Raw genomic sequence first — 24,198 nt, 5'->3', positions numbered from 1 at the left:
GCATGTTTGACCTAGGCTCTCGGTTGAGGGGTGAGCCCGGCTTAGACGCCCTATTTCCTTTTTTGTGGTCCGAGAAACAAGTGCTTCACGAGTCAGTCGTGCGTGACAGAGATTTCACTATCAGTGGAGCGTGATGCGCATTCGCGATGAGCGAGTTAGCGAGTATTGCCCTTTCGCAGTGGAGAAGACCAGAACCGCTTAGCCGCATCACCGCTTCTCGGGTTCGAAATTGTTATAATCGCCGCTTCTGCTGGGCGACTCCTAATCAAGTTGCATCCGTAACGATGAACTTGCTTGTAAGCGCTGCGCGTGACCGCGCACAACTCCTTCCTGACTTTAAGTTTAACAACGCGTGGGTCGCGCAGAGTTGAGCGACGGGACTCGCTTAGGTCAGTGGCGATCTTGCAAAACGAGTGTCACCTGCAAGGTGTGTCGTGGTTGGGAGCGATATCTCTGACGGAGAATGATGATGATACGCAGTAAGGTGATAGCGCTATTGGCGGTCGCGTCCGTTGGCCTGGCTATGCCGACCATGGCGTTGGCGCGTGGCGGTGGTGGCGGCGGCGGTGGTGGCGGCCACGGAGGTGGCGGCATGGGCGGTGGCCACGGTGGCTTTGGCGGTGGCGGTTTCCACGGTGGTGGCTTTGCCGGCGCCTTCCGCGGTAATGGTTTCCGTGGCGGCGGATTCCATGACCGTGATGGTCGTGGTTTCCGCGATCGCGACTTCGGCCACCGCTCTCGATTCGGCTTCTTCCCTTACGGTTACTATGACGACTACGCTTACGATGACCCGTATGGCTCTTATCCGTATGCCTACAACGATGGGTACTACGACAACGGCAGTTGCTATGTGGTTCAGCGACGCCTCCACACCTCACACGGTTGGCGCCTGCGCCCCGTCCAGGTGTGCGGTTGACGTGTCGCACCTCAATGTTGGTTGCGTCTAACTCTGTCGACTAAGAAACTCGGTATTGATGACAGTGCGATCGTCTGCGGGCTTCAGCGCTCTCACGCTGAAGCCCGCGGTCCTGTACAGATCAATTGTGAATCGGCGCCGAACTTTGACCGAAATGGAGCAGGAGGTTGCGGCGCCGATAGGCATCTGGACCCCAAGCCGATTTGCCGTTGGTTCATAGCTTGAAGATCTTGAGCACAACGGAACCGTCATTCGCAAAGCGAACGTGAGACCGATTCTGAAAGCATTCGCCGGCCTACTTTCCGTGATGGACTCGATGAAGGCCTAGCGACGTTCGCCAGTCGGAGGTCGCAATCGACCACCAAAGCTGGCGCGTGATCGGCATGTCCGGCACCGGCAGCAAGAACGTCGCTCCCGATAAGTCGTTCGTGCCTCAGCATCGCTTCATGAGCAGGGCCGATCTGCAGGCCGGCAAGAAGTACCCGACCAGCCCGAGCGACGAGAGGTGCCACGAGTTCCGCTCAACATTGCATTCGCGACGTCTGAGCTGGCGCCCGCGCTGGGCGTGGCGAGCGCATGCAACGAAGCATCAAGGTCATGCGTTGCCGGGTCAGTTCCGGCACAGATCAACCACAGGATCGCACAGGTGGACGCGGGCAGCAGCGGGCGACCATGAGCCCCCTGCACGATTTCCTTATCGTAAACCGCCACGACCGAGGAGCGCATCAGCTAGGTCGGCATCCTCACGCCCGAAAGAAGCGGCCTCAGCCTCACGAAGATCGCCATCGCCCCAAGAGAGCCCCTTTCCTCCACGCAGCGGCACTCCAGGCAGATCCTGACCTTGCTCGACCCATAATGAGGATTATTTTTGCGCGACGCAGGGGCCTCGAGGCGACATTGCATTCCAACTATTCGTCAAAGTCCCATACCGAAAGGATCTTCGGGACGTGAGGAAGCCTGCTTCCGAGTGAGGTTCACCCGGTAAGCCGCGAGTTGATGGTCGTAGTCGAGGCGATTCCAAGGAAGCAGAAAACGGCCTATAACAAATCTGAACTTCGCGACGCTCATGACCACATGGGAGAGCGCACCACTCATCTGATCGACGGCGGCGCTCTGGATCGATCCGATCTGATCGCCGTCCGGGCCTACGACAGCGGTCCCTTCTAACTGAACAGACGAAGAGCTGGATGATTGGATGGAATTGTTCATGACTGTCTCCACTTCCGATAGGTTAAGGCGCTTCGTATGATCGCCGGCCCTCGCCCAGTTCGGACAGCTTCGTATAGTTGGCTTAGGATCGAGTTAGCCTCTCGTGAAATTTATCTGAATAAACGGCGGCGCGAAGAAGGCATTACCGTGCGGCGTCCGCGATCGAAGGATTCGAATATCCGGTCCATGTCGTGCGGCGCGATGCCGGGGCCAGTATTCGCGATTCCCAAACAGTGCGTCGCGCGGCCATGGCGGTATCTCAGCTCCGGACCGACAGGCCCGCGCACAATGAACGTCGACATTTATGGTTCGTCGCAATGAGCTGCCGCGCGACTTTTGAACGTGCCGAGGTTGCGCCGCTTGCCGGTCTTAGGATTCACTTTGCGCGAGTAGAGCCGGTACTCGCCGGATGCAAGTTTGCGGATCATGAGTGTGCCTCCTGCTTACATGACTTCAACCGCGCTATGTTCGGGCAAGTTCCTTTTCGAGATGCCGACAAGGCTCGCTGACAGTCCGATCCCCTCCCCACGCTCACTGCGCACTTCAGCGACGAAGCCCCCAGAGCACAAGGCCGGTGCTCGCGAGCATCAGCACGCCAACTGATACGAAGCCAGATGTCACGAGCAGTTCTTGCCATGCCGGCGCGGCGTGGTTCGCGGCTGTGATGGGCGACATTGCAGCTGTGCCCAGGACGGCAGCAAGCGTCGTCGTTGCCCAATTGCCGTAGGTTCCTGCCAGCAGGCTTATGAACGCCGCACGTTCCAGCCCGGTCGATAGCCGAACGTGCTCCCAACAACCTCCGAGCGCCAAAAGGAAGATGCCGTTCATGAGGCCCTCGAGGTGAGCCGCAAGTCCCATCCTAATGTTCGAGAAATGTTGTTCGGCAAGACCGGTGAGCAATCCCAGCAGAAACAGAAGCATTCCATGCCATAGCAGGCGGCGTCCAATTGCTTGCACTTTTTGCCCTCCCTCTTTCGGTTCTGGCGTCTCCACCGTCGCGAACTATATGACGGAGTATCGTCCCATCGCGCGCGCCAGTGAAGAAGCCCTTGCTCATCCTTCTATTCCTGCTCTTAGCGCCTATCGTAGCATCGGCGGCGCGTTATCTTTGGCTGGGCGACGGCCGAGGGAACTGGCAGACCGCGGACCGGTCCAGCGCAGGCCTTTTGCCGCCGGCAAGCACTCATCCAGAAGCAATGATCCGGGTCTTTGCTGCGCGAACGGTGCGATGGCGCAGCATTTTCGCCGTCCACACATGGATCGTTGTGAAAGAGAAGGATGCGCCGACCTACACTCGCTACGACTGCACAGCGTGGGGTGATCCCATCCGAAGCAACGGCTTCGCTCCGGACGGCCGCTGGTTTGGCGCCCCGCCCGAGGCAATCGTCGCAGTAGACGGCGAACGGGCCGGGGTACTCATTCCAAGGATCCGCAAGGTCATCGAGAACTACCAATTTCGTGCATACGGCGACTATAGCCCGTGGCCAGGTCCCAACTCGAACACCTTCGTGCGACGCGTCGCCGTTCAACACCCCTCCATTCAACAGACAATTTGCCTCCGGATGTCAGCAGCATCACATGGCGAGGGTCACCGACCAAGGGGGCGGCGCCCCCCCCCGCCGCGAAGGCGTCGATAGGCGAAACGAGGACGACTTCGCGACTGCATCCAGCATCGGCACCGGGCCGGCGGGTGCAAGGACCTTCTTGCGTTAGTATTACTTGGGTCGCTTAACGATGCCGGGCCGCTTCGTGGATCGGCTTCGTGAGACCATTTCCTCGACACCTCGCAGCGTCCGAGCGAATTCGGACCGAATATGTCGAACGTGCGCCGCATCTTTTGGCTCTGAGAGAAAAGCAATCTTCACGAGGAAGCGGTTCAATCGCGATGTGACGAGAAGATTGTCCGAGTGCTGCGAGCGCAAGTTCGTGATCTGTCGTCGCATCTCAACGAGGTCGAGCCGGTCATCGTCGGGCATATTCGCCAAATGAAGCTTGTGTTGGATAAACGAAGCCGCCGCGCCGAATATCTTGGCGCGACGGCTGCGCCATGGTGAACCCGAACGGGGGCAATGTCCGGTGCAAGAGAGGCTAACGCTCTGTAGCTCCGGTGCAACCGAAGACGCGGGTTAAGCTTGATGTCGCCGCGGAAAGTTAAATCTGGAACAAGGGCTGTTGTCGCGCGGCAGCATGCTAGCGCATTTCTAACTGGACCCCACGGCTGATCGTGCTGCCTAGGAAGCCTGCCGAAGATCGTATCGGCGCTTCAACCGATCGCTTGTGACCTTGGCGGCATATTGAATGCGGTCGAGATCGCCTCCGTCGTTCGCTATGACACACAATTTCCAGTTCATGCCCTGTGGTTGATGGGCCTCGTACTCGACTTCTACTGAGATGACATGTTCGGAGCCAGGGAAACTACGAATGTCCTGAAGCGCAATGCGTTCGAGGTCTGCCTTCGAAATTAAAGCTTTTGCCACCTTCATCTCCTGAGTTGGCAAAGGGCCGCCGAACGGCACACCCTAGCCAACCGAACCTGCGTGGCTAAGTTCCTATGGGGGCTGCAATGCCTCAGTCCTTAGGCCGCGTCGCGGAGCGCGCTTACTGTTGACGATCGCCGATGTCGAACGCGCCCAGGCGGTAATCTTCTCCCACCGATTGCTCAGTCGTCGGCCGCGCGATCAAGGTGAACGTCGCGTCGGGGTAGCGCGTCCAAACCTCAATGTCTTCTGGAGTGACGTTGAGATATCCGAAATAGCACTTATATCGACCTGGCCCCGTTGCCCGGCCGACTTGTCCCAGTTGATCTTGTTAACGCGCATCGCTAGCTCCACTCGTTCTCAGCAGCGAACCGGGCAGAGGTTTAAGTTCTTCGAGGCCGGCTTCGATCACCTCCAGTTCATCTTGGATCGCTCTTACAGCGTTTTCGGGGTTGATGCCTGATACGGCTTGCAGCTCAGAGAGCACCTTGCGCCGATGCGCCAGCAAATCCATCAGAGCACCTCGATCTCGCACCCCCACGAAGCCTGTCGCGGCTTCTTCCAAGTGTGTGTGAGGCATCTCTCACAAGATTGCGTCGAGTCTGGCGTAAGATGGGCGTGGAGGTCGTCTTCCGCAAACCACCGTGGAGATCGAAATGGCCAAGAATCCAACGGGCTCAGGTAATGACCGGCTCCCGCATCCGTTCAGCGACTTGCTCGCCGCCGCTGCCGTACCACCGCAAGCCGAGTTCCTCGTGCACAGTGTGAAGGTCGTGTGCGGCAGGCAGACCCAGACGAACTGCTGCTGTACCGCAGGCGCCCGGCCGGGCGTGTACGCGACCGAGGTCAACATTCAAAATATCACCGGTCAACCGGCGCAGGTCGCGAAATTCTTCGTACCTTTGATCAACGCGGGCGCCGTTATTGGGCGCGAGCCCAAATTCGCCGATCCAGCCAAAATCTCTCAGCGCACTGGCGAGCTCATCACGCTTCCACCGCTGGCGGCGACGATGGACGATTGCTGCCACATCGCGGAGTTGCTGCTCGGCGGCCCCCCAAGCGGAGAGTCGGCGCTTACGATCGGCTATCTCACGATCGGGAGCTTCTTCGAATTAGCCGTCTCTGCGGTCTACACAGCGACCCCCCTGAGCGGGGACGGCATTAGCATTGACGTCGAGTACATTCTGCCGCGCCGCCTGGGACGTGGCCCGGGTCAGGGCTGAAAGCCGCCTGACAGAACAAAGTCATTGCGACCCGGAAGGTGTTCGCCCTTGCGCGCACACGGGCGGCCTTCCTTGCCGCGCGGAAAGCCGCCTGCGGCGCAAGCGGGTCCAGAGCCTTGACGGGCTCGGTCGCTGACGCATTTGGCGTCTCCCTAGCAAGCATTCAGCTTCGTTTGAAGAACATCCGAGCTGCTGCGCGAGCAAGAACCAAGAACGGAGATTCGCAAATCAAATGTTATGGAAGAAGTGGGCCGTTGGACGATTTTGGCGCATGCGAAACGTCCGCTACGCGCACGCAAGCACTGCGAGGTCCGCACTAACCTCAGAATCAGACATGGGACCCTCTCTCCGCAAGTCCGAGAAGGTCCAAGATCGAAGTGTAGACTTGCTACCGACGACGACGCGAGGGCTCTGCGTGCCATCCTCTAACGCACGCCACCTCTACGCGCTAGCGCAGCAGATGAGCGAGATCTGCTCCGGGTCATTTGGAGGCAACGGTCTCCTTGAATAGCTCAACCTTGCCGCACGTGTTGTCTGTCACCGCAAACACCTCGTACAAATCGATCTGCGGCTTCATGCCGTAGCGCCGAATGATGCCCTCGAGCCATGGTCCGGTGTAGAACGCCTTGGCGTCATCGACGCGCTCCCACTGATACACGCCGCCTGCCCAGCCGCTTTCGGACCAGACGAAGTGCTTGCTGATCAGCCCCTTCACCTCGCGGAAGTTGGGTGCGATCTTGTGAAAGTGCTCGCGACACGCGGCGTAGTCGATCTGCGGCGGCAGTTTGTATCGTACAACGGCGATAATCATGTGACCTCCTTGTAAGGATGCCCGGCACAACATTGATGGCAATCCCGCGATCAAGCAAACGAAGCGGGAAGCGACCTGGTCAAAGGCGCAAAACTAACCAGTAGCTTCTGTTCTGCTGCGACAAGTCGACTATTCCAGAGCATGCTGGACTCAGCGTTAGAAGTCAGCCTTATCCTGCATGGTCTTTGGATAGGCCTCGCTCAATTCGCGCAACGTAGGCTCCGTGCTGGTGCGTGTGCACGACCGAAATATCGATCATCCACTCGCGCCGATCGCGATCGGCATGCGACAGACGGTGCCGTGAGTAGGTCAATACGATTGACAAGAGCCTCAATTGCCGCGGCTATCTCCCTCCAATTTTTTGCGCTAATGTAAACCTCTTCACACCTGTGTAGCAGACGGGCTCGGATGATGCCCGAAGAGAGGCAAGCTAAGGGCCCGCAAAGCGCCACCCGGTTCTATTCCACTCACACGCGAGTTTGGGAGCGACACATGGAAACGCGCGAAATTGGCAACAGCTTAACGAAAGGTCCGTCCGAAGCGAAGCGGGGCAACTTCTCGCGCCGCTCGGTGCTGACATTGGTTTGTACCCTCGGCGCCGCCGCGCCATTTGGATTCGGAGCGGCTCGCGCGCTGACGGCATCCGGGACTGGATCGCTGTCTTATATTCCTGGCGAGCCTTTTATTTGCCGCACGGCAGCGAACAGTGAAGAGCTGCAGGGCCCACCCCGCCAACTAAAGATCGCCTGGAACGCGAACGCAGCGTGCACGGTCGCTGCGGCAGTCGCAAAGGAACGGGGTATCTTCGCCAAGCACAACCTCGATGTCGATTTCGTCAATTTCGGCGGTACGACCGACCAGTTGTTGGAGGCAATTGCGACGGGCAAAGCGGATGCTGGTTTGGGATTAGCCCTGCGCTGGCTCAAACCGCTGGAGCAAGGTTTCGACGTGCGGATCACCGCCGGTGTGCATGGCGGGTGCATCCGGCTCCTCGGCTCCAAGGCTGCGAATATCGACAGCCTGGAGTCCCTGCGCGGCAAGGCTATCGCGATTAGCGATCAAGCGAGCCCAGCGAAGAACTTCTTTTCGATCTACCTCGCCAAAAAGGGCATCGATCCGGCCCAAGAGGTAGAGTGGCGCCAGTACCCGGCCAATCTGCTCGCGCTTGCCGTCGATAAGGGCGAAGTGCAGGCGCTAGCCGAGATAGATCCACTGCCCTATCTCTGGCTTAAGGAAGGCAAACTTAACGAGATCGCGACGAACTTAACGGGTGAATTCGCCGATCGAACCTGCTGCGTTCTCGCAATACGTGGCAGCCTCACCCGAAGCGAAATGCCGGTGGCAGCCGCTCTGACGCGATCGATACTGGAAGCGGCAGATCGAGTTGCCAGCGATCCCGCCGATGCCGCAGCAATCTATTCGGGCTACGGCGGGAGAGGGTCCCTAGAGGATCTCGCCACTATGTATCGCAGCCATACTCATCACAGACATCCCGTCGGGGCGGAGCTCAAGAAGCAACTTCTACTCTACACCGATGAACTCAGGGCAGTGAACGTCATCAAGCGAAGCACCGACCCGGCCAAGTTCGCCGACCGGATTTATCTTGACGTTCTAAGCTGAGCCGATTGGGAATATCCGCAGTGAGCTCGGTCATCGATGAAGTGCCGAGGCCATCAGAGAAATCGGGTTTCGGCTTTTTTGAAAGTTCGACCACTCGGTCGTTGATCCGCGGACTGTCTGTTGCCGCGGCATGGTCGATGGTTGCCGCGCTCGCTGCGTTCTGGCCGGACAGGCCCGAGACCGATTGGGCTTACACGGGCGGCTTCGCCATTGCCTGCGGCGCATTGGCCCTTGCCCTTGCCTTGGCTGCCTTTGCCGGCGTTCGTTTTGTTGCTTTTCAGCGACTCCACCGGCTTTCTCCGTGGCTGTTCGCGCTCGCGCTGTTTCTGGCTTCTTGGGAGGCTGTCACAGCAAAGCTTGGATTGCTTCCGTTGCCGTTTTTCCCGCCGCCGCAGGCCATTGTCGAAGTTGCAATCGACGATTGGAGACGGCTGGCTGAAGGCATTTTCGCCTCAGCCCGTCTGCTCGCGACCGGCTATTTTCTCGGCGCGGCGGCGGGGTTCGTAACCGGCGTGGCGATCGGCTGGTCGCGGCGCGCCGGTTATTGGATCCACCCAGTTTTGCGGTTCATCGGGCCGTTGCCCGCAACAGCTTGGCTGCCGCTCGCATTTTTCATTTTCCCGTCGAGTTTCAGCGCCAGCATTTTCCTGATTGCGCTCGCAACCGGGTTTCCGGTCACCGTGCTCACCTGGTCGGGCGTGGCCAGCGTGAAGAGCGCCTATTACGATATTGCGCGGACATTGGGAGCAACCCAGCGCTTCCTCGTGCTCAAGGTTGCCATTCCGGCGGCAATGCCACATGTCTTTGTTGGCCTGTTCATGGGTCTCGGCAACTCGTTTGCGGTTCTTGTCGTAGCCGAAATGCTGGGTGTGAAGGCGGGGCTCGGCTGGTATCTGCAATGGGCGCAGGGTTGGGCGGCCTATGCCAATATGTACGCCGCGCTGCTGCTCATGGCGTTCTTGTGCTCCGGTCTGATCACGCTGCTCTTCCGCTTGCGGGACCGCCTGCTATCCTGGCAGAAAGGTCTGGTGCGATGGTAGCGCCGATCGCAAGCGATCACGCGGTCCGTGGATCTACGCTAACGCTCCGCGAAGTGAGCCATCGCTTCGATCTCGAAGGGCAGCCCCTGCCGGTATTGGACCGCATCAGCTTGCAGGTCGGCCGCGGCGAATTTGTTGCTCTCCTGGGACCGAGTGGGTGCGGAAAATCGACCTTACTGCGGCTGGTCGCGGGGCTCGACACTCCAACAGCCGGCGCCCTACTAACGGAGGGAAGGGAGATCGAAGCACCCGATCCGTCGCGCGTCGTCGTTTTTCAAGATCCCACGCTTTATCCATGGCGGACGGTATGGAGCAACGTTGCGCTCGGTCTGGAAGCTCGCGGGTTGCTGCCCACCCATCGCGGACGCGTCGAAGACGCGTTGCGCCTGGTAGGGCTCACGGGCTTCGCCAATGCCTACCCGCACCAGCTTTCCGGCGGCATGGCGCAACGGGCGGCTCTGGCGCGTGCGCTTGTCAACGACCCGAAGCTGCTCATTCTCGACGAACCTTTGGGCCAGCTCGACTCGCTGACTCGCATCGCGATGCAGGCTGAACTTGTATCACTTTGGCAGCGCTCGAACTTTACGGCGCTGCTCGTCACGCACGATGTCGAGGAGGCGCTCTTGCTCGCCGGCCGCGTCATCGTGCTGAGCGACCGACCTGCACGGATCAAGGCCGAAGTCCTCAACAGCCAGCCCTATCCTCGCCACCGGGGCGATCCGCATTTCGTTGAGCTTCGTCGCGAGGTGTTCGCACATCTCGGCCTCGATGAGGCATGGTAGCCGTCAAAAGGAGCTCGCCGTGACGGATCTTCATATACGCATCATAGAGCTGCCGCACGGCGTGCTCGCCGCGATCGCAATGCGATTGCTTTAGCTGCTTGGTAGCCACCTATTTGGGGAGCGCACGGAGACTTCAATGGCCTCGGAATTCAACGTCCACAACGCCGCGGGCTATGAGCAGCTCATGGGCCGCTGGAGCCGAAGACTCGCGCGGCAATTCATCGACTTCACAGAGGTTTCCGACGGCGAAAGGATTCTCGACGTCGGCTGCGGTACCGGGAGCTTGACCTTCGCGCTCGCTGAAGCCGCCGACCTCGCCGAGATTGCCGCGGTCGACTATTACCAGTCTTTGTCGAGGAAGTGATCCGGCGCAACACAAACCGGCGAATAAAAGTCCGACAGGCGGATGCCTGCGCGCTGCCCTTCGAGGGCGGCACGTTCGACCGCGCTTTGGCGCTTCTCGTGCTCCACTTCGTTCCCGAAGCCGGCAAGGCAGTAGCCGAGATGTGCCGCGTCGTTCGGTCGGGCGGTGTGGTCGCGGCAGCGGTGTGGGATCATCTCGGCGGCATGCCCGGCATGCGCATGATGGTCGACACGGTGGCGGCACTTGGTGAAAGCGGGCGCCAGCTGCGCAGTCGCTATTGCTTTCAACCGATGATGCAGCGGGTGAACTGAGACGGACTTTTGCCGAACAGGGTCTCGCGGACATTGCGGAAATGGAACTGATGATCCGCATGGACTACCAAAGCTTTGCGGACTATTGGGCGCCGATTGCCGCTGGCGAAGGGCCGCTCGGCAAGTATGTGGCAGCGCTCGACGCTGCGGAGCGAGCACGCACCGACGCCGCCGTCCGCGATGCCTACGAGGCTGGCCGGCCCGATGGCCCGAGGTCCTTTGCAAACGTCGCGTGGGCCTGCCGTGGCATCGTTCATTAACTCGACGGTCAGAGCCGTCTCTTCCGAGTCCTGAACCCGAAGTTGCGCCGGACATCATTCGGATATGAGACGTTATGGAATTTGGTGACTGATAAGCTTTGCGGCCAAAGCTTATCAGTTCGCGAACTGGCTCCGTTGCGGGTAAACCCCCGTGAGTGATGAGGCTGCGCGATAGCGCTCCCAAGCGCGTACGCCCCAAGCAGACACCGCTCGATTGGGGCACCTTAGCTAGTCAGTAGAACGGGTAAGTTGCTCGATGGAGCGGGTGAAGCGCTCCGACCGAAATTTCTCGTTCTGTTTTTGAAAACAATATCGACCACTTAGTCGTATCTACTAATCTTCTTATTGGACGTTTTGTTGGACGTATTATTGAACTCCTTCGCCGTTCAACTCGCTTCGTAGTGCCACTCAAAGGCCGCTGTGCTGTGGAATTTTAGGCTCGGGTGATCTGCATCACAGGGTCAGCGGGTCCGAGTTGGACCCGCTGCGAGGTGCCGACGGAACACAAAGCGGCGGATCATTTAACCCGCAGTTGCTCCTGATGTGCCTTTACGAGGTCCAGCATACTGTCGAATTTGAAATCGACGTTTGGCATCTGGCCCGGATTCATGGTGGCCCCAAAACCCTGTTGCTCGTGTCGCCGGTAGATCCAGCACGACTTTAACCCGTGACCGTTTGCGGGCTTGTGGTCGTGGAACATGCTTTCAGCGGTGTGCAGGATCTTCTCCTTGCCGATCCCAATCTCTTCCATCTTCTCGATCATGTAGTCGAAATTGCGAGCTGAAGGCTTGTACGACCCGATGTCTTCCGCGGTGTAGATCGCGTCGAACTCCACCTGCAATCGTCGATTGCTCGCCTGGAAGCTCTCGTTGTCGACGTTGGAAAGGATCACGAGCTTGAAATACTTCTTGAGATACTGGAGTGCGCCCGGAGAGTCCTCGAACGCGGGCCAGTTTCCGACGGAACGACCGTACTCGACACAGTCTTCGTGAGTGACGTGGACACCCCACTCTTCGGCCAGACGCTTGTAGACGATCGGAAGCAGATCCCGATATCGCTTCGCCGGCGTGTAGCGTTGTTGGCTGGATTCGTGACGCGCATGCGCCTCAAGAATCTGGTCGCGGGTGAGCGGCCGTTTGGCCCGATCGGAGAGGCTTTTCAGGCCCTCGACCATTCCGGTTTCCCAATCGATAAGGGTGCCGTAGCAGTCGAATGTGAGAGCATCGAAATCCGTGAGCAACATAGCGATTTCTCCTCGTTTGCTGGATCAGCCTATGGACGTTGAATGGCAAGGTCGCCGGCGATTCCGCTGTCCTTTCCGCAGAGACGATCGCTTTTGCACCTTCTATCGGCACAATCTGCTGCAGAGGTTACCGGCCCGCGATAGATCGCTTGATGGATCATCAATGATCTCCTCGAGAGCAGCAGCAGCTCCGCGTTGGAGACGATGAATACAAGGCAACGACGGTGCAAACTGCCGAACGTGCCGATATTTCGGCATTGGCTTTTTCGAAGCCCGGGTCGAACGGCAAGCAATGCCGTGTCGATGCGCGACAATGGTCCCCCAACAGCCCGGAGCAGGATCATGTCGCCGTCGGACCACGTTCAGGCCTTTCGCGATCTCTTGGGCGCCGTCGGCGTCGTCGACGACCCACAGCGGCTTGCGACGTACACCACGGATCAGCGCCAGCTCTTCACCGGATCGACGCTCGCCGTCCTGAAGCCGGTAACGACGAAGCAGGTCTCCGACGTCGTGACACTGGCGGCACGGCTCGGAATCGGGCTCGTCCCCCAAGGAGGCAACACGAGCTATTGCGGCGGCGCGACGCCGGATGCTTCGGGACGCCAGGTTGTCGTAAGTCTGGAACGCATGGACGCGATCCGAGAGGTCGATCCGCTGTCCATGAGTATCTCCGTCGACGCAGGTGCCATCCTGAAGAAGGTACAGGAAGCCGCCGCGAGTGCCGCTCTGCTGCTGCCGCTTAGCCTCGGCGCCGAGGGGAGTTGCCGGATCGGCGGCAACATCGGCACCAACGCGGGCGGGTTGTCCGTCGTCCGGTATGGCATGACACGCGACCTGCTGCTCGGCATCGAGGCCGTTCTGCCGGACGGGACCATCGTCTCCGACATGCGCAAGCTTCGGAAGAACAACACCGGCTATGACGTCAAACAATGCTTCGTGGGAAGCGAGGGAACGCTCGGCATCGTCACCGGTGCCGTGCTGCGCCTTGCTCCTTTGCCAGTGCGGCGTGCGACAGCCTGGCTGAAACTCGCGAAGGTCGCGCCGCTCGCCGAACTGCTCGCGCTGGTGCGTCGCGAATCCGGCGAGTTGCTGACCACGTTCGAATTCATGACTGCGCGATCGATTGCGCTCGCGACCGCCGCGATGGCCAGCCCGCCTTCCGTCGGCCCCGGCTCCGGCGGCGCGATCCTCCTCGAATTCGCCTCCTCCTCCCGGCATCTCGACCTCGATAGCCTCATGGAAACCATCCTTGCGGAAACCGTAGAGTACGAATGGGTCGAGGACGCCTTCCTTGCCCAGAGCGGGGCTCAACGTGCGTCCATGTGGGAGCTGCGCGAGACGATCCCGGAAGGCGAAAAGCGGTGGGGTGGTTCGGTCAAGCACGACATATCCGCGCCTTTGTCCTGCATCCAGCGCTTCCTCGACGTTGCCGGCGTGGAGGTTCGAAAGTTCCACGCCGATCTCGAGCTGTCCGTCTACGGTCATGTGGGCGACGGCAATTTGCACTACAATATCCTCGTTCCGCAGGGGACCAATCGGATAGCGTTCACGCGGCTCGTCGAAGCGAGCCTGTCTCTCCGTCTGTACGACGCGGCGGCGGCTCTCGGGGGCACGTTCAGCGCGGAGCATGGCGTCGGTCGCTTCAAGCGGCATCTTCTGGAAAAGTACGGAGACCCCGGCCGCGTCGCGGCAATGCGGCGCGTCAAGACCGCTTTTGATCCGGCAGGCATCATGAACGCTGGGGCCGTCGTTCGTCCGCTCGATCCGGAGCCGGTCTATTGATCTCACTGCGGCTTCGAGCGACACCTTCGGTCATCCTGTTTCGCTGCGTCTCGTTCAGGCGGCGCGGCTCTTCGAACTCTTTACGATGGGTCTGGCGTCTTCCGGATAGTCGGCCGAAAGAGCGGTCAACTCGGGCAAATCGACGTCACGCGCGATGATCACGATGCCTCGCTTGGTGGAGTGATCCAGCTCCATCCAGCGAGGTTCAGCGAAGGTGGCGCCTACGCCGTCGATCAAGAGGCATCTAGACGCGCCGGCGACAGCGACGAGACCTTTCGTTCGGAGCAATCGATCGCCGCAGAGACCCGCGAGGTCCTCGAGCCAATCCGTCAGATCGCTCCACGCAACGGCGGTTGGCCACTCGGCAAAGAAGACTCCTAGCCGCGAATGATCGGTGGCCGCGATCGCCTCGAATTGACTTAATGGCATCGCGGTTTCGATATACTTCGGATCGAAGACGGCGCGCGCGCGGGCCGTTCTGTCCACCTCGACGATCCGGCTGGCGGCCGGATTGAACTGCTTCGCGACACATCCGGCAGCCGTGACTTGGTCGGTCCCCGCCCGATCCAGTTTCGTGAAGACGATGGATCTGGCGGCCGTCAATTGCGCGGATCTGATCGAAAACGTCACCTCCTCAGCCATCGGAGCCAAGGCGTCCAATGTGGAGACGATGCGAAGCCGGTATTCGGCCCAGTCGTAGCGCATCAGCGAACGTAGGATGGGGCCCGGCATTGCGAGCCCGCTCGTCTCCAGGACGATCCTGTGGAAGCCGCCAGCGCCGGACTGGCGGCGCACGACCAGCAGTTCGTCGATCGCGGAATGCAGGTCATCGCCGAGCGAGCAGCAGACGCAACCGTTGCCCAGCAGCGTCATCGGCAGATCGCGTCGTCCGGACGACACGATGGCGCCGTCGACATTGATTTCGCCGGCCTCGTTCACGATCACGCCTGTATCGGCCGACTCCGGCAGCGAAAGATAGTCGCACAGTAACGTCGTCTTGCCGCTACCGAGGCTGCCGGTCAGCAGGACGAATTCCGGGACTGCTTCCCGAGCTCCGACGATCCCCGTCAAGCCGCCCTCCGTCGTGCCGACACCATTTCCTCGACATCGCCGAGCAATTCGGCCGGATCGAACACGGAGCCTTCCTTGATGACGGTCGAGATGCTGCGGGCCCAAATCACCGAAGCGGTCGGATCGTCGAGGCGCATCGCGCCGGTACCGTAGAGAAGCTTGAAGTCGTTGAGCGGATTTTCGTCGTGGACAAGGATGTCGGCCAGCTTTCCGACCTCCAACGTTCCGACGTCTTCTTCGATGCCGAGAAGCTCCGCCCCCCACGTTGTGGCGGCCCGCAGCACTTCCAGAGGCGTAAAGCCCGCCTCCTGCAGGAGCTCAAGTTCGCGGATGAGGCCGAACCCGTAGGTCTGGAACATGAAGCCGGAATCGGAACCGACGCACACGCGTCCGCCGAGATTCTTGTAGTCGTTGACAAACCTCATCCAGAGCCGGAACGTTTCACGCCACTCGACCTCGTTCGTCGTGGACCAGCGGTACCAATACGCACCGTGCCCTCCTCGCTGCGGCTGAAAGTAGGCCCAGAGAGTCGGGTCGGTGAAGCGATCGTGCCAGTCCGCGCGGCGGGTGCGCATCAGATCGCGGTTGCCGTCGTAGACGTTGAAGGTGGGTACGAAGGTGTGTCCGGCCGCGAGGAACGCGTGTAGCACCTCGTTCCACTTCTGCGACCCCGGCTTGGCCGCCTGGAGAAATGTCTGGCCCGCCGTCGAGAACCGCAGATATTCGTCGTTGTAGTCGTACTCAGGCGGAAACGCCTGAAGTGTCTGCCCCTCCAGCAGCGCTTCCGGAATCCCGTAGGAATGTTCGGTACTCGTCAGGCCCCATTGGGCGGTCCGCAGCGAGTTCATCCGGCCGACCGCCAGCTGCGCGTGATGGCAGCATGTACGCAGTCCAAGGCTTCGACACTGCTCCAGGGCGGCTTTCATCATGGCGGGCGGAGCCCCAAAGAACTTGATCCCGTCGGCGCCGCGCTCCTTGACCGCCTGAAGCCATCCGCGGGCATCTCCCGGGGTATGGATCGTCTTCACATAGTCGTTCGTGCCAGGGAACGGTGCGTAGGCCAGAATGCGGGGTGCATCGATGCGGTGATCCGCAGCCGCTTTCTTCTGCTGCAACGTCCACTGCAATCCGTTGAAGCAGCCCGTCTCTCGCACGGTCGTAACGCCGTGTGCCAGCCACAGCTTGTAGACGTAGTCGGCATTCGGCATGGGCCCGTTCTCAGCGTGGAACGGCGCGCCGATGTGGGCATGACAGTCCACCAGTCCGGGCGTCAGAAACTTTCCGCTGCAATCGATCTCGAAATCGCCAGCAGGCGGACGGCGGTCTGGGTTGATCGGCAGCTTTGGCGTGCCGACCTTCTTCAACACCGTTATCCGGCCGCCCTCGACTACCAGATCGGCGGGGCCCCATGGCGGGGCACCGGTACCGTCGACGATCGAAGCCCCGCGCAGCACTAGTCGCTTGAACGGCCCGCGCCCGCGAGTCCGCGCCGTCGCCGCCTCGACCCGGGGAAGGCCAGCAGCGGCGAACATCCTGGCGAACTCCTCCCCGATGCTCTCCAAGTCAGGTTGCGTCATCAACTATCGCTCGCTTTCCGTAGCAAGATTCCGAAGCGGCGCGCGAGGCGCTCAGACCGGAACGTTCGTTGGTCATCCGGAACGCGCCCTCGGGCCGCAATTGCATGACGAGGATCAAAGTGACGGCGATCGCGAACTCGCGGAGCGATGCGATCTGCACCGCATCGAGCCCCGGGATCGCTGCGGCGATGAAGCGTGACGCCTCCAGCAGCGCAACCAGAGCTATCGAGCCGACCACCGCGCCGGCAAGGCGCGTCTGACCACCGACGGTGACCGTCAAAAAGATGTAGATCGTCAGTTGGACGACGAAGACGTCGGGTGCGATGTAGCTGGTGAAGTGTGCATAGAGCGCGCCAGCGAGCCCGGAGAGTGCCGCACCGATTCCGAACGCCTGCAGCTTCAGCCGGAGCACGGATTTTCCGGCAACAGCCGCGATCTGCTCGTCGTCACGTACTGCGCGCAGCGCTCGTCCAAAGGGGCTCCGAAGAAGGCAACCGAGCAGGAAAGCGACGATACCGACGAGCGTCCAGGTCATAATGAGATAGAAGAAGGGAAAGGATTCTCCGAGATCGCTCTTGAGCGGCGCCACGATCCCCGATATCCCGTCGCTTCCCTTCGTCAACCACTTCTCGTTGGTTTCCGCCAGCCGCAGGATCTCTGCGAACCCAAGGGTCACGATCGCAAGGTAGTCGCCGCGTAGGTTGCGGACGACGAAACACAGAGCCAGGCCTACCGCGGCCGAAACCACAGCGGCTGCGATCCAGTCGATCCAGATAGGAAATGCCGCTCCTGACAGCAGTGCGGAGGTATAGGCGCCGAGGCCTACGAACCCTACGAGGCCGAGATTCACCAGACCACCCTGCCCCCATGCCGTGACCAGGCCGAGGGATAGCAGAGCGTAGAACCCGGCGATCGTGCCGGCGAACACAAGATAGGAAATCATTTTCTTACCCCCGAGGCGCCGGAGAAGATGCCGCTCGGTCTCGCGAGCAAGGTGATCAGAATCGCGACAAAGGCGGTCAGGGACTGGTAGACCGGCGGAAGGACCAGAAGGCCCAACTCGCCGATGACCCCCATCAGAAGGGCACCGGCGACCGCTCCCGGCAGGCTCGTCAAGCCTCCGACGACGCTGCCGGCGAAGATCAAAAGGATCAGCCTGGATCCCGTCGATGGATCCACGCTGGTGTCGATCGCCAGGAGAGCGCCACCGACGCCCGCCAGTCCCATGCCGATGAACGTGGCGAGATTGGCGAGACGGACCGGTTCGATACCCTTGAGCCGCGCGAGATCGACGTTGTCGGCGACGGCGCGCATGGCCTTGCCCAGTTTGGTGAGCGAGAAGAACAACGCGAGAAGAACGGCAAGCCCGATCGCGATCTCGAGGTTGTGCAACTGCTGAAGCCCGATGCGGATGCCGCCGACTTTCATGTCGCGGGCGATCGGCATGTCGAAGCTGTTCAGGCCGCTACCGAAGGAGAAGCGATAGGCGTTCTCGAGCGCCATGTTCAGGGCGATCGAGACGACCGCCACCATCAACGGCGTCCGCGCGCTGGGTTTGCGTCGTATCGGAGCGAGCGCAATGCGGTCCGTCACGACGCCCAGAGCCCCTGCGACGAGGAATGCGATGATCAGGACCGGCACCAGCGATAGTTTAAGGGTCGTATTCGCCAGCCAGCCGGCGTAGCCGCCGGCCGTCAGTTGCGCAGCTACGCTGAAATTGACGAAACCCAGCACGCTGAAGATCAACGTCAGACCGAGCGCCGGCAACGCTATGAGCGCGCCGACGATCAGTCCGTTCACCAAATACTGCAGCAGGTCGGTCAACATGGCGTCCGCTTTCGTTCTCTGCTTCAGCCGACCTTGCGGACCACGAGCTTGCCGCCCTCGACCTGCTCATAACGGAAGAACACCCCCTTCACGTCGCCGTTGTCGGCGAATTCGAGCGGGCCGCTCGGTCCGTCGTAATTCACCTGTCCGCCAACGACGACCGCCTTCAGGGCCTCGGCCGCGTCGTCGAGTCGCTTGCCCTCCCCCTCGGAGATCGCGCGAAGATTGTCGCGGACCGCCGTTCCGTTCGCCTGCCCGGACGTCGCACGAGCAAGCGCCAGCGACGTCAGCACGACGTGATCGTAGACCTGGCAGGAGTAGCTATCGAGCGAAGGCCGCTTCATCTTGCTGATGAGCCGCTTGTAGGCTTCCGAGTTTTCCGCGGCCGACGGAACGAGCGAATAGGCGCCTTCGGAAACCTCGGCGGGAACGGCTTTCGTTAGGGCGTCGTTGATGCCGAAGGAGAAGCCGATCTTCTTGCCCGAATAGCCTGCACGGTACAGGTCCTTCAGCACGACCGAGGTGTCGGGGACGTAGCCGCCGAGTACGATGACATCCGGCGACTCTTTCAGAGCCTGGTCTACTTCCGATCTGTAGCTCGACTTCTTGTCTTCGTAGACAAGCCCGTTGCCGGTACCGCCCGTTGCTTTGAAGATCCCCGAGATGATGTCGATGTACGACTGCGCAAAGGGGGTTTGCGGACCGAGAAAAAACATCTTCTTGGCGCCGAGCTCGACCGCATATTTTCCGACGCTGGTGCCCTGGAGCGTGACGGTGGGCGAAGTCCTGAAGATGTACCCGTCGTGCGGCAGCTTGGTGATGCTGTCCGCTCCCGACGAGGTGAGCAGCACGGTCTTCCCGTCCCAGCACAGCGGCGCGATAGCCGAGGTGACCGCCGACGCGTAAGAACCTCCGATTGCTACAACCTTGTCCACGTCGATCAGCTTGTGCGCAGCACGGACGGCCGCCTCCGGATTGCTCTGATCATCCTCAACGACGATCTGGATCGGACGTCCGCGAACACCACCAACGGCGTTGATCTCGGTCTCGGCGATCTTTGCCGCCTGGGCCATCGTGGCGCCGAACTGGCTCGTCGCTCCCGTGAGCGGAATGATCAGGCCGATCTTGATCGGATCACCCTGCTGCGCCCAGGAGCGTGAAAGGCTCGACGATAGCATGAGCCCGCCAACTCCAAGGCCGGCCTGCAGGAAAGTACGTCGGTCCAAATTCGACATGTTCAACTCCTCACCCTTCGTCAGTGGTCGTGCTTCAATGTCGGTGCGCCCGCAGGAGCGGCCCGCCCGAGGAACAGATGCCTGATCTCGTCGTCCTCGATCACGGAGGCTGCCGCGTCGTCGCGGACTTTCTTGCCGGCGACGAGAACGACGCCGCGCGTGCCGTACGCCAGCGCCAGAAGCGCGTTCTGCTCGACCATGAGGATCGCTAGACCGCTCGCCGCGAGATCGCGGATGAGCACGAAGATCTCCTTCGCCGCCGCGGGCGAGAGGCCCGCCGTGGGCTCGTCCAGCAGCAGGACGCTCGGGTTGGTCATCAGGGCGACGGCCACCGCCAGCACCTGGCGTTGACCGCCCGAAAGATTGCCCGCCTTGTCGCGAAGCCGTCCGCGCAGCATGGGAAAACGGTTCAGTTGCTCCTCGATTCGGCTCTTCAATCCTGAGCGCAGCAGGTAGCCGCCCATCTCGAGGTTTTCCTGGACCGAAAGGCTTCCGAACACGTTCCGCTCCTGCGGCACGAAGCTGATGCCGCGCTCGCAGGCGGCATGCGCGTCGCCGGCGGGAAGAGCGATCCCGTCGATCGAGACGTCGCCGGTCCGCTTCGGCAGAAGGCCGGCGAGCAGCTTCAGGAACGTCGACTTTCCGGCGCCGTTGGGGCCGATGATGACGGCAAGATCCTTGGGCGCCACCGTGATATCCACGCCCTTCACGATGAAATCGGCGGTAGCGTAGCCGCCGCAAATAGCGCTTGCGCTCAGCGTCGTCATTGCAGCTGCACTCCGAGATAGCATTCCTGCACGCGACGATCGGCCGTCACTTCGTCGAAGGCGCCCCTCGTCAAGAACTTTCCTTCAGCCATGACGATGACGTCGTCGCAGAGCCGCTCGATGAGCTCCATCTCATGCTCAATCAGCAGAATGGTGACGCCCGACTCGCCGATTGAGGCAAGCTGCTCGGCGATCTCGCCGACGAGAGTTGGATTAACTCCGGCCATCGGCTCGTCGAGCAGGACCATCTTGGGCTCCGCGAGCAGTACCCGCCCGATTTCCAGCAGCTTCTTCTGGCCTCCGGACAAGGCGGTGACGAGGTTGTCGAGCACATGGTCTAGCCGGAGACGCTTGGCGACCACATAAGAGCGCTCGCGCAACTCTTCTTCCTGCCGGCGGACCGCACCGGGGCTCGCCAGAGCTCGGAACACTCCCTCGCCCACCTGCCGCGGCCCGTACAGCATGAGATGCTCGAACACCGTCATGAGCGGGCACCCGCGCGCGAGTTGAAACGAGCGCACCAGACCGGATCGGGAAACGACTTCGGGACGCGCACGGGCGATATCGGCGCCATCGAAGCGCACGGCGCCCGAGAAGCCGTCGACGAGACCGGAGATGCAATTGAAGATGGTCGTCTTGCCGGCTCCGTTGGGGCCGATCAGACCGGTGATGGTGCCCGCTTCGACGGAGAAGGACGCTCCATCGAGAGCGCGGACACCGCCGAAACTCGCCCTGATATCGTTCACCTCAAGCAACGACCCTGTCGTCGTCATCGGGACACCTCGTGACGTTCCATCGGACGGATGAAGGGTTCGGCCCGCCTTTGCGCCGTACCCGCCGGACTTTCCCGGCATTTCTATTTAACTGTTTCCACCGTCACCTATTGGCATAGGTTAATAACACCTAGACACTTAATGCTATAGGTGTTGAACACTTAAGTGTCCGAGCCGCCGCGGTCGGGGAGAGATCATGAGAAACGCAATTGCTGCAGAGATCGACTACCGTCGCGCCTTCCAGGACGCGCCGGTGGGACAAGCCATCGCGAATAACCGGATGATAAGAGCCTGCAACAAGGCGTTTGCCGATATCTTCCGCGGCAAACCCGGCGAATTCACCGGAACAACATTCGAGCGGCTTTACCCGACACATACCCATTTTGAAAGCGCCGGTCTGCGGGTCGGTGCGATGCTCACGCAGGATCGCGCGTTCTCCGACGACCGCGTCATGCGCCGTCTCGACGGCGAACTGTTCTGGGTTCACGTCCGCGGATTCACCTACACGCCCAAAGACCCGCATCGAAACACGTTGTGGGTGTTCACCGAACTATCCAGCCGACAGGCGAAGAGTGACACGATCCGCGGATCACTGACGCCAAGGGAGCGAGACATTGCAGCCTTGCTGATCGAGGGAAAGACTGGAAAGGAAGCGGCGCTTTCACTCGGCATCAGTCCGAGAACGGTCGACATCTACAAGACACGCCTGCTGCGCAAATACAGCGTGACGAACACGCCCGACCTGGTTCAAAGGCTGCTGACTGGCTAGGCATCCGTAGGCAATCCGCCCGAAGTCGATCCGGCACCGCCTGCTATCGCTTCCGGAATCTCGGCAGACCAGGCAAGCGCCAACAGCGCCGCAAAGGGCCGGACAATCGGCGCGTGCTGCCGATCGAACCAGCCGGCTTCGTGAAGGAGGTTGATGCTGCCCAGCGTTTGCCGGGCATCCGTGACCGGAACGTTCAGCACAGCTCCGCAGCCGAGCGCAAAGATTGCCTGATGATCGGGAAAGCGTTGCTGGACGAGTTCCGGAGTGTTGGACACCACAGGCTTGCCGCCCTCGAGCTCTCAAACAAGTATCACCCGAGATGTCCTTGACGCCTCCGGCAGGATAAGTCTCCGGATCGCTGGAATGCAGCCGGCGAACGTGCGCATGCTCCATCCGCAAAATCGTCAATAGCCGGAAGCCGACGAGTTCGCTGAGTGCGGACTCGACGAGAGCGTACAGCTTTCTAACTTCGCAATCGGACCTCATGTAATCGGCAATGTCCGAAAGAAGCTCGAGTGTTCGTCTAGGCATCAAGTCTCCTAAACAAAGCAGCGCAAGGCCTGGATCGACCCAAGCAGCTTTCGCCTTCCCGATCGTCCGCGAGTTGCTGCCCATCGTCGCCTTGCCCAAATTATGGAGCGGTTAGGCCACCGATGTGAAAGGCCTTGATCTCCAAGTATTCCTCAATCCCGAATTTGGAGCCCTCTCGACCGATGCCCGACTGTTTGATGCCGCCGAAGGGCGCGACCTCTAGCGAGACCGAGCCAGTATTCAGGCCGACCATCCCGAACTCCAACCTCTCCGCCACCCGCCAGGAACGGTTGAGGTCGGACGTATAGAAATATGACGCCAGTCCGTAGGGGGTGGCGTTCGCGATCTGGATCGCCTCGTCTTCGTGCTTGAACCGAAACAGAGGAGCGACAGGCCCAAAGGTTTCTTCGTTCGCCAGTTGCATGTTCACGGACGCGTTTGCAAGGACAGTCGGCTCCACGAACAGATCCTTCGAACCGTTCTTGCCGCCGAGCATGAGCGCAGCGCCGTTCGAAAGCGCGTCGTCGATGTGACGACGGACCTTATCGACGGCGGCACGGTTGATCAGCGGACCGACCGTGACACCCTCGCGCAATCCGCTGCCGACGACGAGCTTCAAGGTCTCCGCCAGAAGGCGGTCAGCGAACCTTTCATAGATTCCGTCCTGCACCAGCACCCGGTTCGCGCAGACGCAGGTCTGGCCGCCGTTGCGGAATTTGCTCGCCATCAATCCCGACACGGCGAGATCGACATCTGCATCATCGAACACGATGAAAGGGGCGTTCCCTCCCAGCTCGAAGCTGACGCGCTTGATCGTGCTCGCCGACTGCTGCATCAGGAGCTGTCCGACGCGGGTGGATCCCGTGAACGAGAGCTTGCGGACGGAGGGGCTCGAAGTGAGCTCGGCGCCGATCGCCTGGGGCAGGCCCGTCACCACCGAGAAGACCCCCTTCGGAATGCCGGCTCGTTCGGCGAGGACGGCCAACGCCAGGGCTGAAAATGGCGTCAATTCCGACGGTTTCGCAATGATCGGGCAACCGGCCGCCAACGCCGGGCCCGCCTTGCGGGTAATCATGGCGTTCGGGAAATTCCACGGCGTTATCGCGGCGGAAACTCCGACCGGCTCCCTTAGAACCAGGATGCGGCGATCTGCGGTGGGTGCCGGGATAGTATCGCCGTAAAGGCGGCGCGCCTCCTCCGAGAACCATTTGATGAAACCAGCCCCATACCGGATCTCGCCGGCGGCCTCAGCCAGCGGTTTGCCCTGCTCTATCGTCATGATCAGCGCGAGGTCGTCGATGTTTTCGAGCATCAACCGACACCACCCCTCGAGCAAGTGCCCCCGCTCGCTGCTGGGAAGGGCGCGCCAGGCGGGCCAGGCTTGCTCGGCCGCCTTGATGGCGCGTCTGGTTTCTTCGGCGCCAAGGGCCGGCACGGCGCCGATCTCGGCACCGGTCGCGGGGTCGGTGACGGGGATCGTGGCGCCCCCGTCGGCATTGACCCATGCGCCGGCGACAAAGGCCTGCTGGCGAAACAGAAGAGGATCTTTCAAACGTTCGCTTAGCGACATGGAGGCCTCCGAAGGTAAGGCCCACAGCATCGCATCCTTG

At 60.8% G+C, this 24,198-nt stretch carries 25 protein-coding genes and 2 pseudogenes; 9 read left to right on the top strand and 18 right to left on the bottom strand.

Annotated features, from left to right (window positions below; translation table 11 throughout):
• Window positions 1–493 precede the first annotated feature (493 nt).
• The 4 genes from FXB40_RS50080 to FXB40_RS02315 form a co-directional block, all read right to left on the bottom strand.
• Entirely contained in the window at window positions 494–733 is a 240-nt protein-coding gene (locus FXB40_RS50080) for a hypothetical protein (RefSeq protein WP_187436605.1), read from the bottom strand.
• Between the two features lie 1,098 nt (window positions 734–1,831).
• Window positions 1,832–2,125: a PRC-barrel domain-containing protein gene (locus tag FXB40_RS02325; RefSeq protein ID WP_148770604.1), complete on the bottom strand. Its 294-nt coding sequence runs from the start codon at window positions 2,123–2,125 to the stop codon at window positions 1,832–1,834.
• 302 nt (window positions 2,126–2,427) lie between these two features.
• Window positions 2,428–2,553, bottom strand: a complete 126-nt coding sequence (locus FXB40_RS49805; protein ID WP_148770603.1) for a hypothetical protein — start codon at window positions 2,551–2,553, stop codon at window positions 2,428–2,430.
• A gap of 115 nt (window positions 2,554–2,668) precedes the next feature.
• Complete coding sequence (locus FXB40_RS02315) at window positions 2,669–3,082, bottom strand: styrene oxide isomerase (protein ID WP_148770622.1); 414 nt, start codon at window positions 3,080–3,082, stop codon at window positions 2,669–2,671.
• A gap of 92 nt (window positions 3,083–3,174) precedes the next feature.
• Here FXB40_RS02315 and FXB40_RS02310 point away from each other — a divergent pair.
• A pseudogene (locus FXB40_RS02310) lies at window positions 3,175–3,678 on the top strand (DUF3750 domain-containing protein); the annotation flags it as partial.
• Window positions 3,679–4,032: 354 nt separating this feature from the next.
• Complete coding sequence (locus FXB40_RS47580) at window positions 4,033–4,179, top strand: hypothetical protein (protein WP_187436604.1); 147 nt, start codon at window positions 4,033–4,035, stop codon at window positions 4,177–4,179.
• A gap of 177 nt (window positions 4,180–4,356) precedes the next feature.
• On the opposite strand, the gene FXB40_RS02300 is transcribed toward FXB40_RS47580, so the two are convergent.
• A complete protein-coding gene (locus tag FXB40_RS02300; RefSeq protein WP_148770600.1) occupies window positions 4,357–4,602 on the bottom strand; it encodes a hypothetical protein in 246 nt (81 codons plus the stop codon).
• A gap of 331 nt (window positions 4,603–4,933) precedes the next feature.
• Window positions 4,934–5,116 (bottom strand): hypothetical protein, encoded by a 183-nt coding sequence (locus tag FXB40_RS02290; RefSeq protein ID WP_246207287.1) that lies wholly within the window; start codon window positions 5,114–5,116, stop codon window positions 4,934–4,936.
• 142 nt (window positions 5,117–5,258) lie between these two features.
• Here FXB40_RS02290 and FXB40_RS02285 point away from each other — a divergent pair, with 142 nt between their 5' ends.
• Window positions 5,259–5,825, top strand: a complete 567-nt coding sequence (locus FXB40_RS02285; protein WP_148770599.1) for a hypothetical protein — start codon at window positions 5,259–5,261, stop codon at window positions 5,823–5,825.
• Window positions 5,826–6,306: 481 nt separating this feature from the next.
• Here the strand turns inward: FXB40_RS02285 and FXB40_RS02280 are convergent, their stop codons facing one another.
• Window positions 6,307–6,636 (bottom strand): YdhR family protein, encoded by a 330-nt coding sequence (locus FXB40_RS02280; RefSeq protein ID WP_148770598.1) that lies wholly within the window; start codon window positions 6,634–6,636, stop codon window positions 6,307–6,309.
• Window positions 6,637–7,128: 492 nt separating this feature from the next.
• On the opposite strand from FXB40_RS02280, the gene FXB40_RS02275 reads away from it, so the two are divergent.
• The 4 genes and pseudogenes from FXB40_RS02275 to FXB40_RS02260 all read left to right on the top strand — a co-directional run bounded on the left by FXB40_RS02275 (window position 7,129) and on the right by FXB40_RS02260 (window position 11,013).
• The gene (locus FXB40_RS02275; protein WP_148770597.1) at window positions 7,129–8,256 is read left to right on the top strand and encodes an ABC transporter substrate-binding protein; all 1,128 of its coding nucleotides are present in this window, start codon (window positions 7,129–7,131) and stop codon (window positions 8,254–8,256) included.
• Window positions 8,257–8,357: 101 nt separating this feature from the next.
• Window positions 8,358–9,296 (top strand): ABC transporter permease, encoded by a 939-nt coding sequence (locus tag FXB40_RS02270; protein WP_246207299.1) that lies wholly within the window; start codon window positions 8,358–8,360, stop codon window positions 9,294–9,296.
• Complete coding sequence (locus tag FXB40_RS02265; RefSeq protein ID WP_148770596.1) at window positions 9,290–10,078, top strand: ABC transporter ATP-binding protein; 789 nt, start codon at window positions 9,290–9,292, stop codon at window positions 10,076–10,078. The genes FXB40_RS02270 and FXB40_RS02265 overlap by 7 nt, the downstream gene beginning before the upstream one ends.
• Before the next feature lie 136 nt (window positions 10,079–10,214).
• Window positions 10,215–11,013: pseudogene (locus FXB40_RS02260) on the top strand (class I SAM-dependent methyltransferase).
• 517 nt (window positions 11,014–11,530) lie between these two features.
• Here FXB40_RS02260 and FXB40_RS02255 read toward each other — a convergent pair.
• Window positions 11,531–12,256 (bottom strand): haloacid dehalogenase type II, encoded by a 726-nt coding sequence (locus tag FXB40_RS02255; RefSeq protein WP_148770595.1) that lies wholly within the window; start codon window positions 12,254–12,256, stop codon window positions 11,531–11,533.
• Window positions 12,257–12,285: 29 nt separating this feature from the next.
• Complete coding sequence (locus tag FXB40_RS47575) at window positions 12,286–12,570, bottom strand: hypothetical protein (RefSeq protein ID WP_187436603.1); 285 nt, start codon at window positions 12,568–12,570, stop codon at window positions 12,286–12,288.
• Between the two features lie 28 nt (window positions 12,571–12,598).
• Here FXB40_RS47575 and FXB40_RS02250 point away from each other — a divergent pair, with 28 nt between their 5' ends.
• A complete protein-coding gene (locus FXB40_RS02250; RefSeq protein WP_148770594.1) occupies window positions 12,599–14,038 on the top strand; it encodes an FAD-binding oxidoreductase in 1,440 nt (479 codons plus the stop codon).
• Window positions 14,039–14,092: 54 nt separating this feature from the next.
• Here FXB40_RS02250 and FXB40_RS02245 read toward each other — a convergent pair whose 3' ends face one another.
• Genes FXB40_RS02245 through FXB40_RS02215 form a run of 7 tightly spaced genes read right to left on the bottom strand, consistent with a single transcriptional unit; the run spans window position 14,093 to window position 21,288 of the window.
• Window positions 14,093–15,109, bottom strand: a complete 1,017-nt coding sequence (locus tag FXB40_RS02245; protein WP_187436602.1) for a CobW family GTP-binding protein — start codon at window positions 15,107–15,109, stop codon at window positions 14,093–14,095.
• A complete protein-coding gene (locus FXB40_RS02240; RefSeq protein WP_148770592.1) occupies window positions 15,106–16,686 on the bottom strand; it encodes an amidohydrolase family protein in 1,581 nt (526 codons plus the stop codon). Before FXB40_RS02240 ends, FXB40_RS02245 begins: the two co-directional genes overlap by 4 nt.
• Entirely contained in the window at window positions 16,673–17,614 is a 942-nt protein-coding gene (locus FXB40_RS02235; protein ID WP_246207285.1) for a branched-chain amino acid ABC transporter permease, read from the bottom strand. The genes FXB40_RS02240 and FXB40_RS02235 overlap by 14 nt, the downstream gene beginning before the upstream one ends.
• A gap of 11 nt (window positions 17,615–17,625) precedes the next feature.
• Window positions 17,626–18,513 (bottom strand): branched-chain amino acid ABC transporter permease, encoded by an 888-nt coding sequence (locus tag FXB40_RS02230; protein WP_148770590.1) that lies wholly within the window; start codon window positions 18,511–18,513, stop codon window positions 17,626–17,628.
• A gap of 23 nt (window positions 18,514–18,536) precedes the next feature.
• Window positions 18,537–19,748 (bottom strand): ABC transporter substrate-binding protein, encoded by a 1,212-nt coding sequence (locus FXB40_RS02225; RefSeq protein WP_148770589.1) that lies wholly within the window; start codon window positions 19,746–19,748, stop codon window positions 18,537–18,539.
• 20 nt (window positions 19,749–19,768) lie between these two features.
• On the bottom strand, window positions 19,769–20,515 hold the full coding sequence (locus FXB40_RS02220) for an ABC transporter ATP-binding protein (RefSeq protein WP_148770588.1): 747 nt from the start codon (window positions 20,513–20,515) through the stop codon (window positions 19,769–19,771).
• Window positions 20,512–21,288 (bottom strand): ABC transporter ATP-binding protein, encoded by a 777-nt coding sequence (locus FXB40_RS02215; RefSeq protein ID WP_148770587.1) that lies wholly within the window; start codon window positions 21,286–21,288, stop codon window positions 20,512–20,514. Before FXB40_RS02215 ends, FXB40_RS02220 begins: the two co-directional genes overlap by 4 nt.
• 196 nt (window positions 21,289–21,484) lie before the next feature.
• Here FXB40_RS02215 and FXB40_RS02210 point away from each other — a divergent pair, with 196 nt between their 5' ends.
• Window positions 21,485–22,057, top strand: coding sequence for a PAS and helix-turn-helix domain-containing protein (locus FXB40_RS02210; RefSeq protein WP_148770586.1), 573 nt, complete (start codon window positions 21,485–21,487; stop codon window positions 22,055–22,057).
• On the opposite strand, the gene FXB40_RS02205 is transcribed toward FXB40_RS02210, so the two are convergent.
• Both FXB40_RS02205 and FXB40_RS02200 read right to left on the bottom strand, forming a co-directional pair.
• Entirely contained in the window at window positions 22,054–22,332 is a 279-nt protein-coding gene (locus tag FXB40_RS02205; RefSeq protein ID WP_148770585.1) for a hypothetical protein, read from the bottom strand. The two genes, FXB40_RS02210 and FXB40_RS02205, sit on opposite strands and share 4 nt — an antisense overlap.
• A gap of 356 nt (window positions 22,333–22,688) precedes the next feature.
• A complete protein-coding gene (locus FXB40_RS02200; RefSeq protein WP_148770584.1) occupies window positions 22,689–24,158 on the bottom strand; it encodes an NAD-dependent succinate-semialdehyde dehydrogenase in 1,470 nt (489 codons plus the stop codon).
• Between the last annotated feature and the right edge of the window lie 40 nt (window positions 24,159–24,198).

Source organism: Bradyrhizobium rifense (assembly GCF_008123425.1).
GTDB classification, from domain to species: domain Bacteria; phylum Pseudomonadota; class Alphaproteobacteria; order Rhizobiales; family Xanthobacteraceae; genus Bradyrhizobium; species Bradyrhizobium rifense.
The sequence above is the reverse complement of the archived record's forward strand: the minus strand, read 5'-3'. Positions and strand labels throughout refer to the sequence as shown.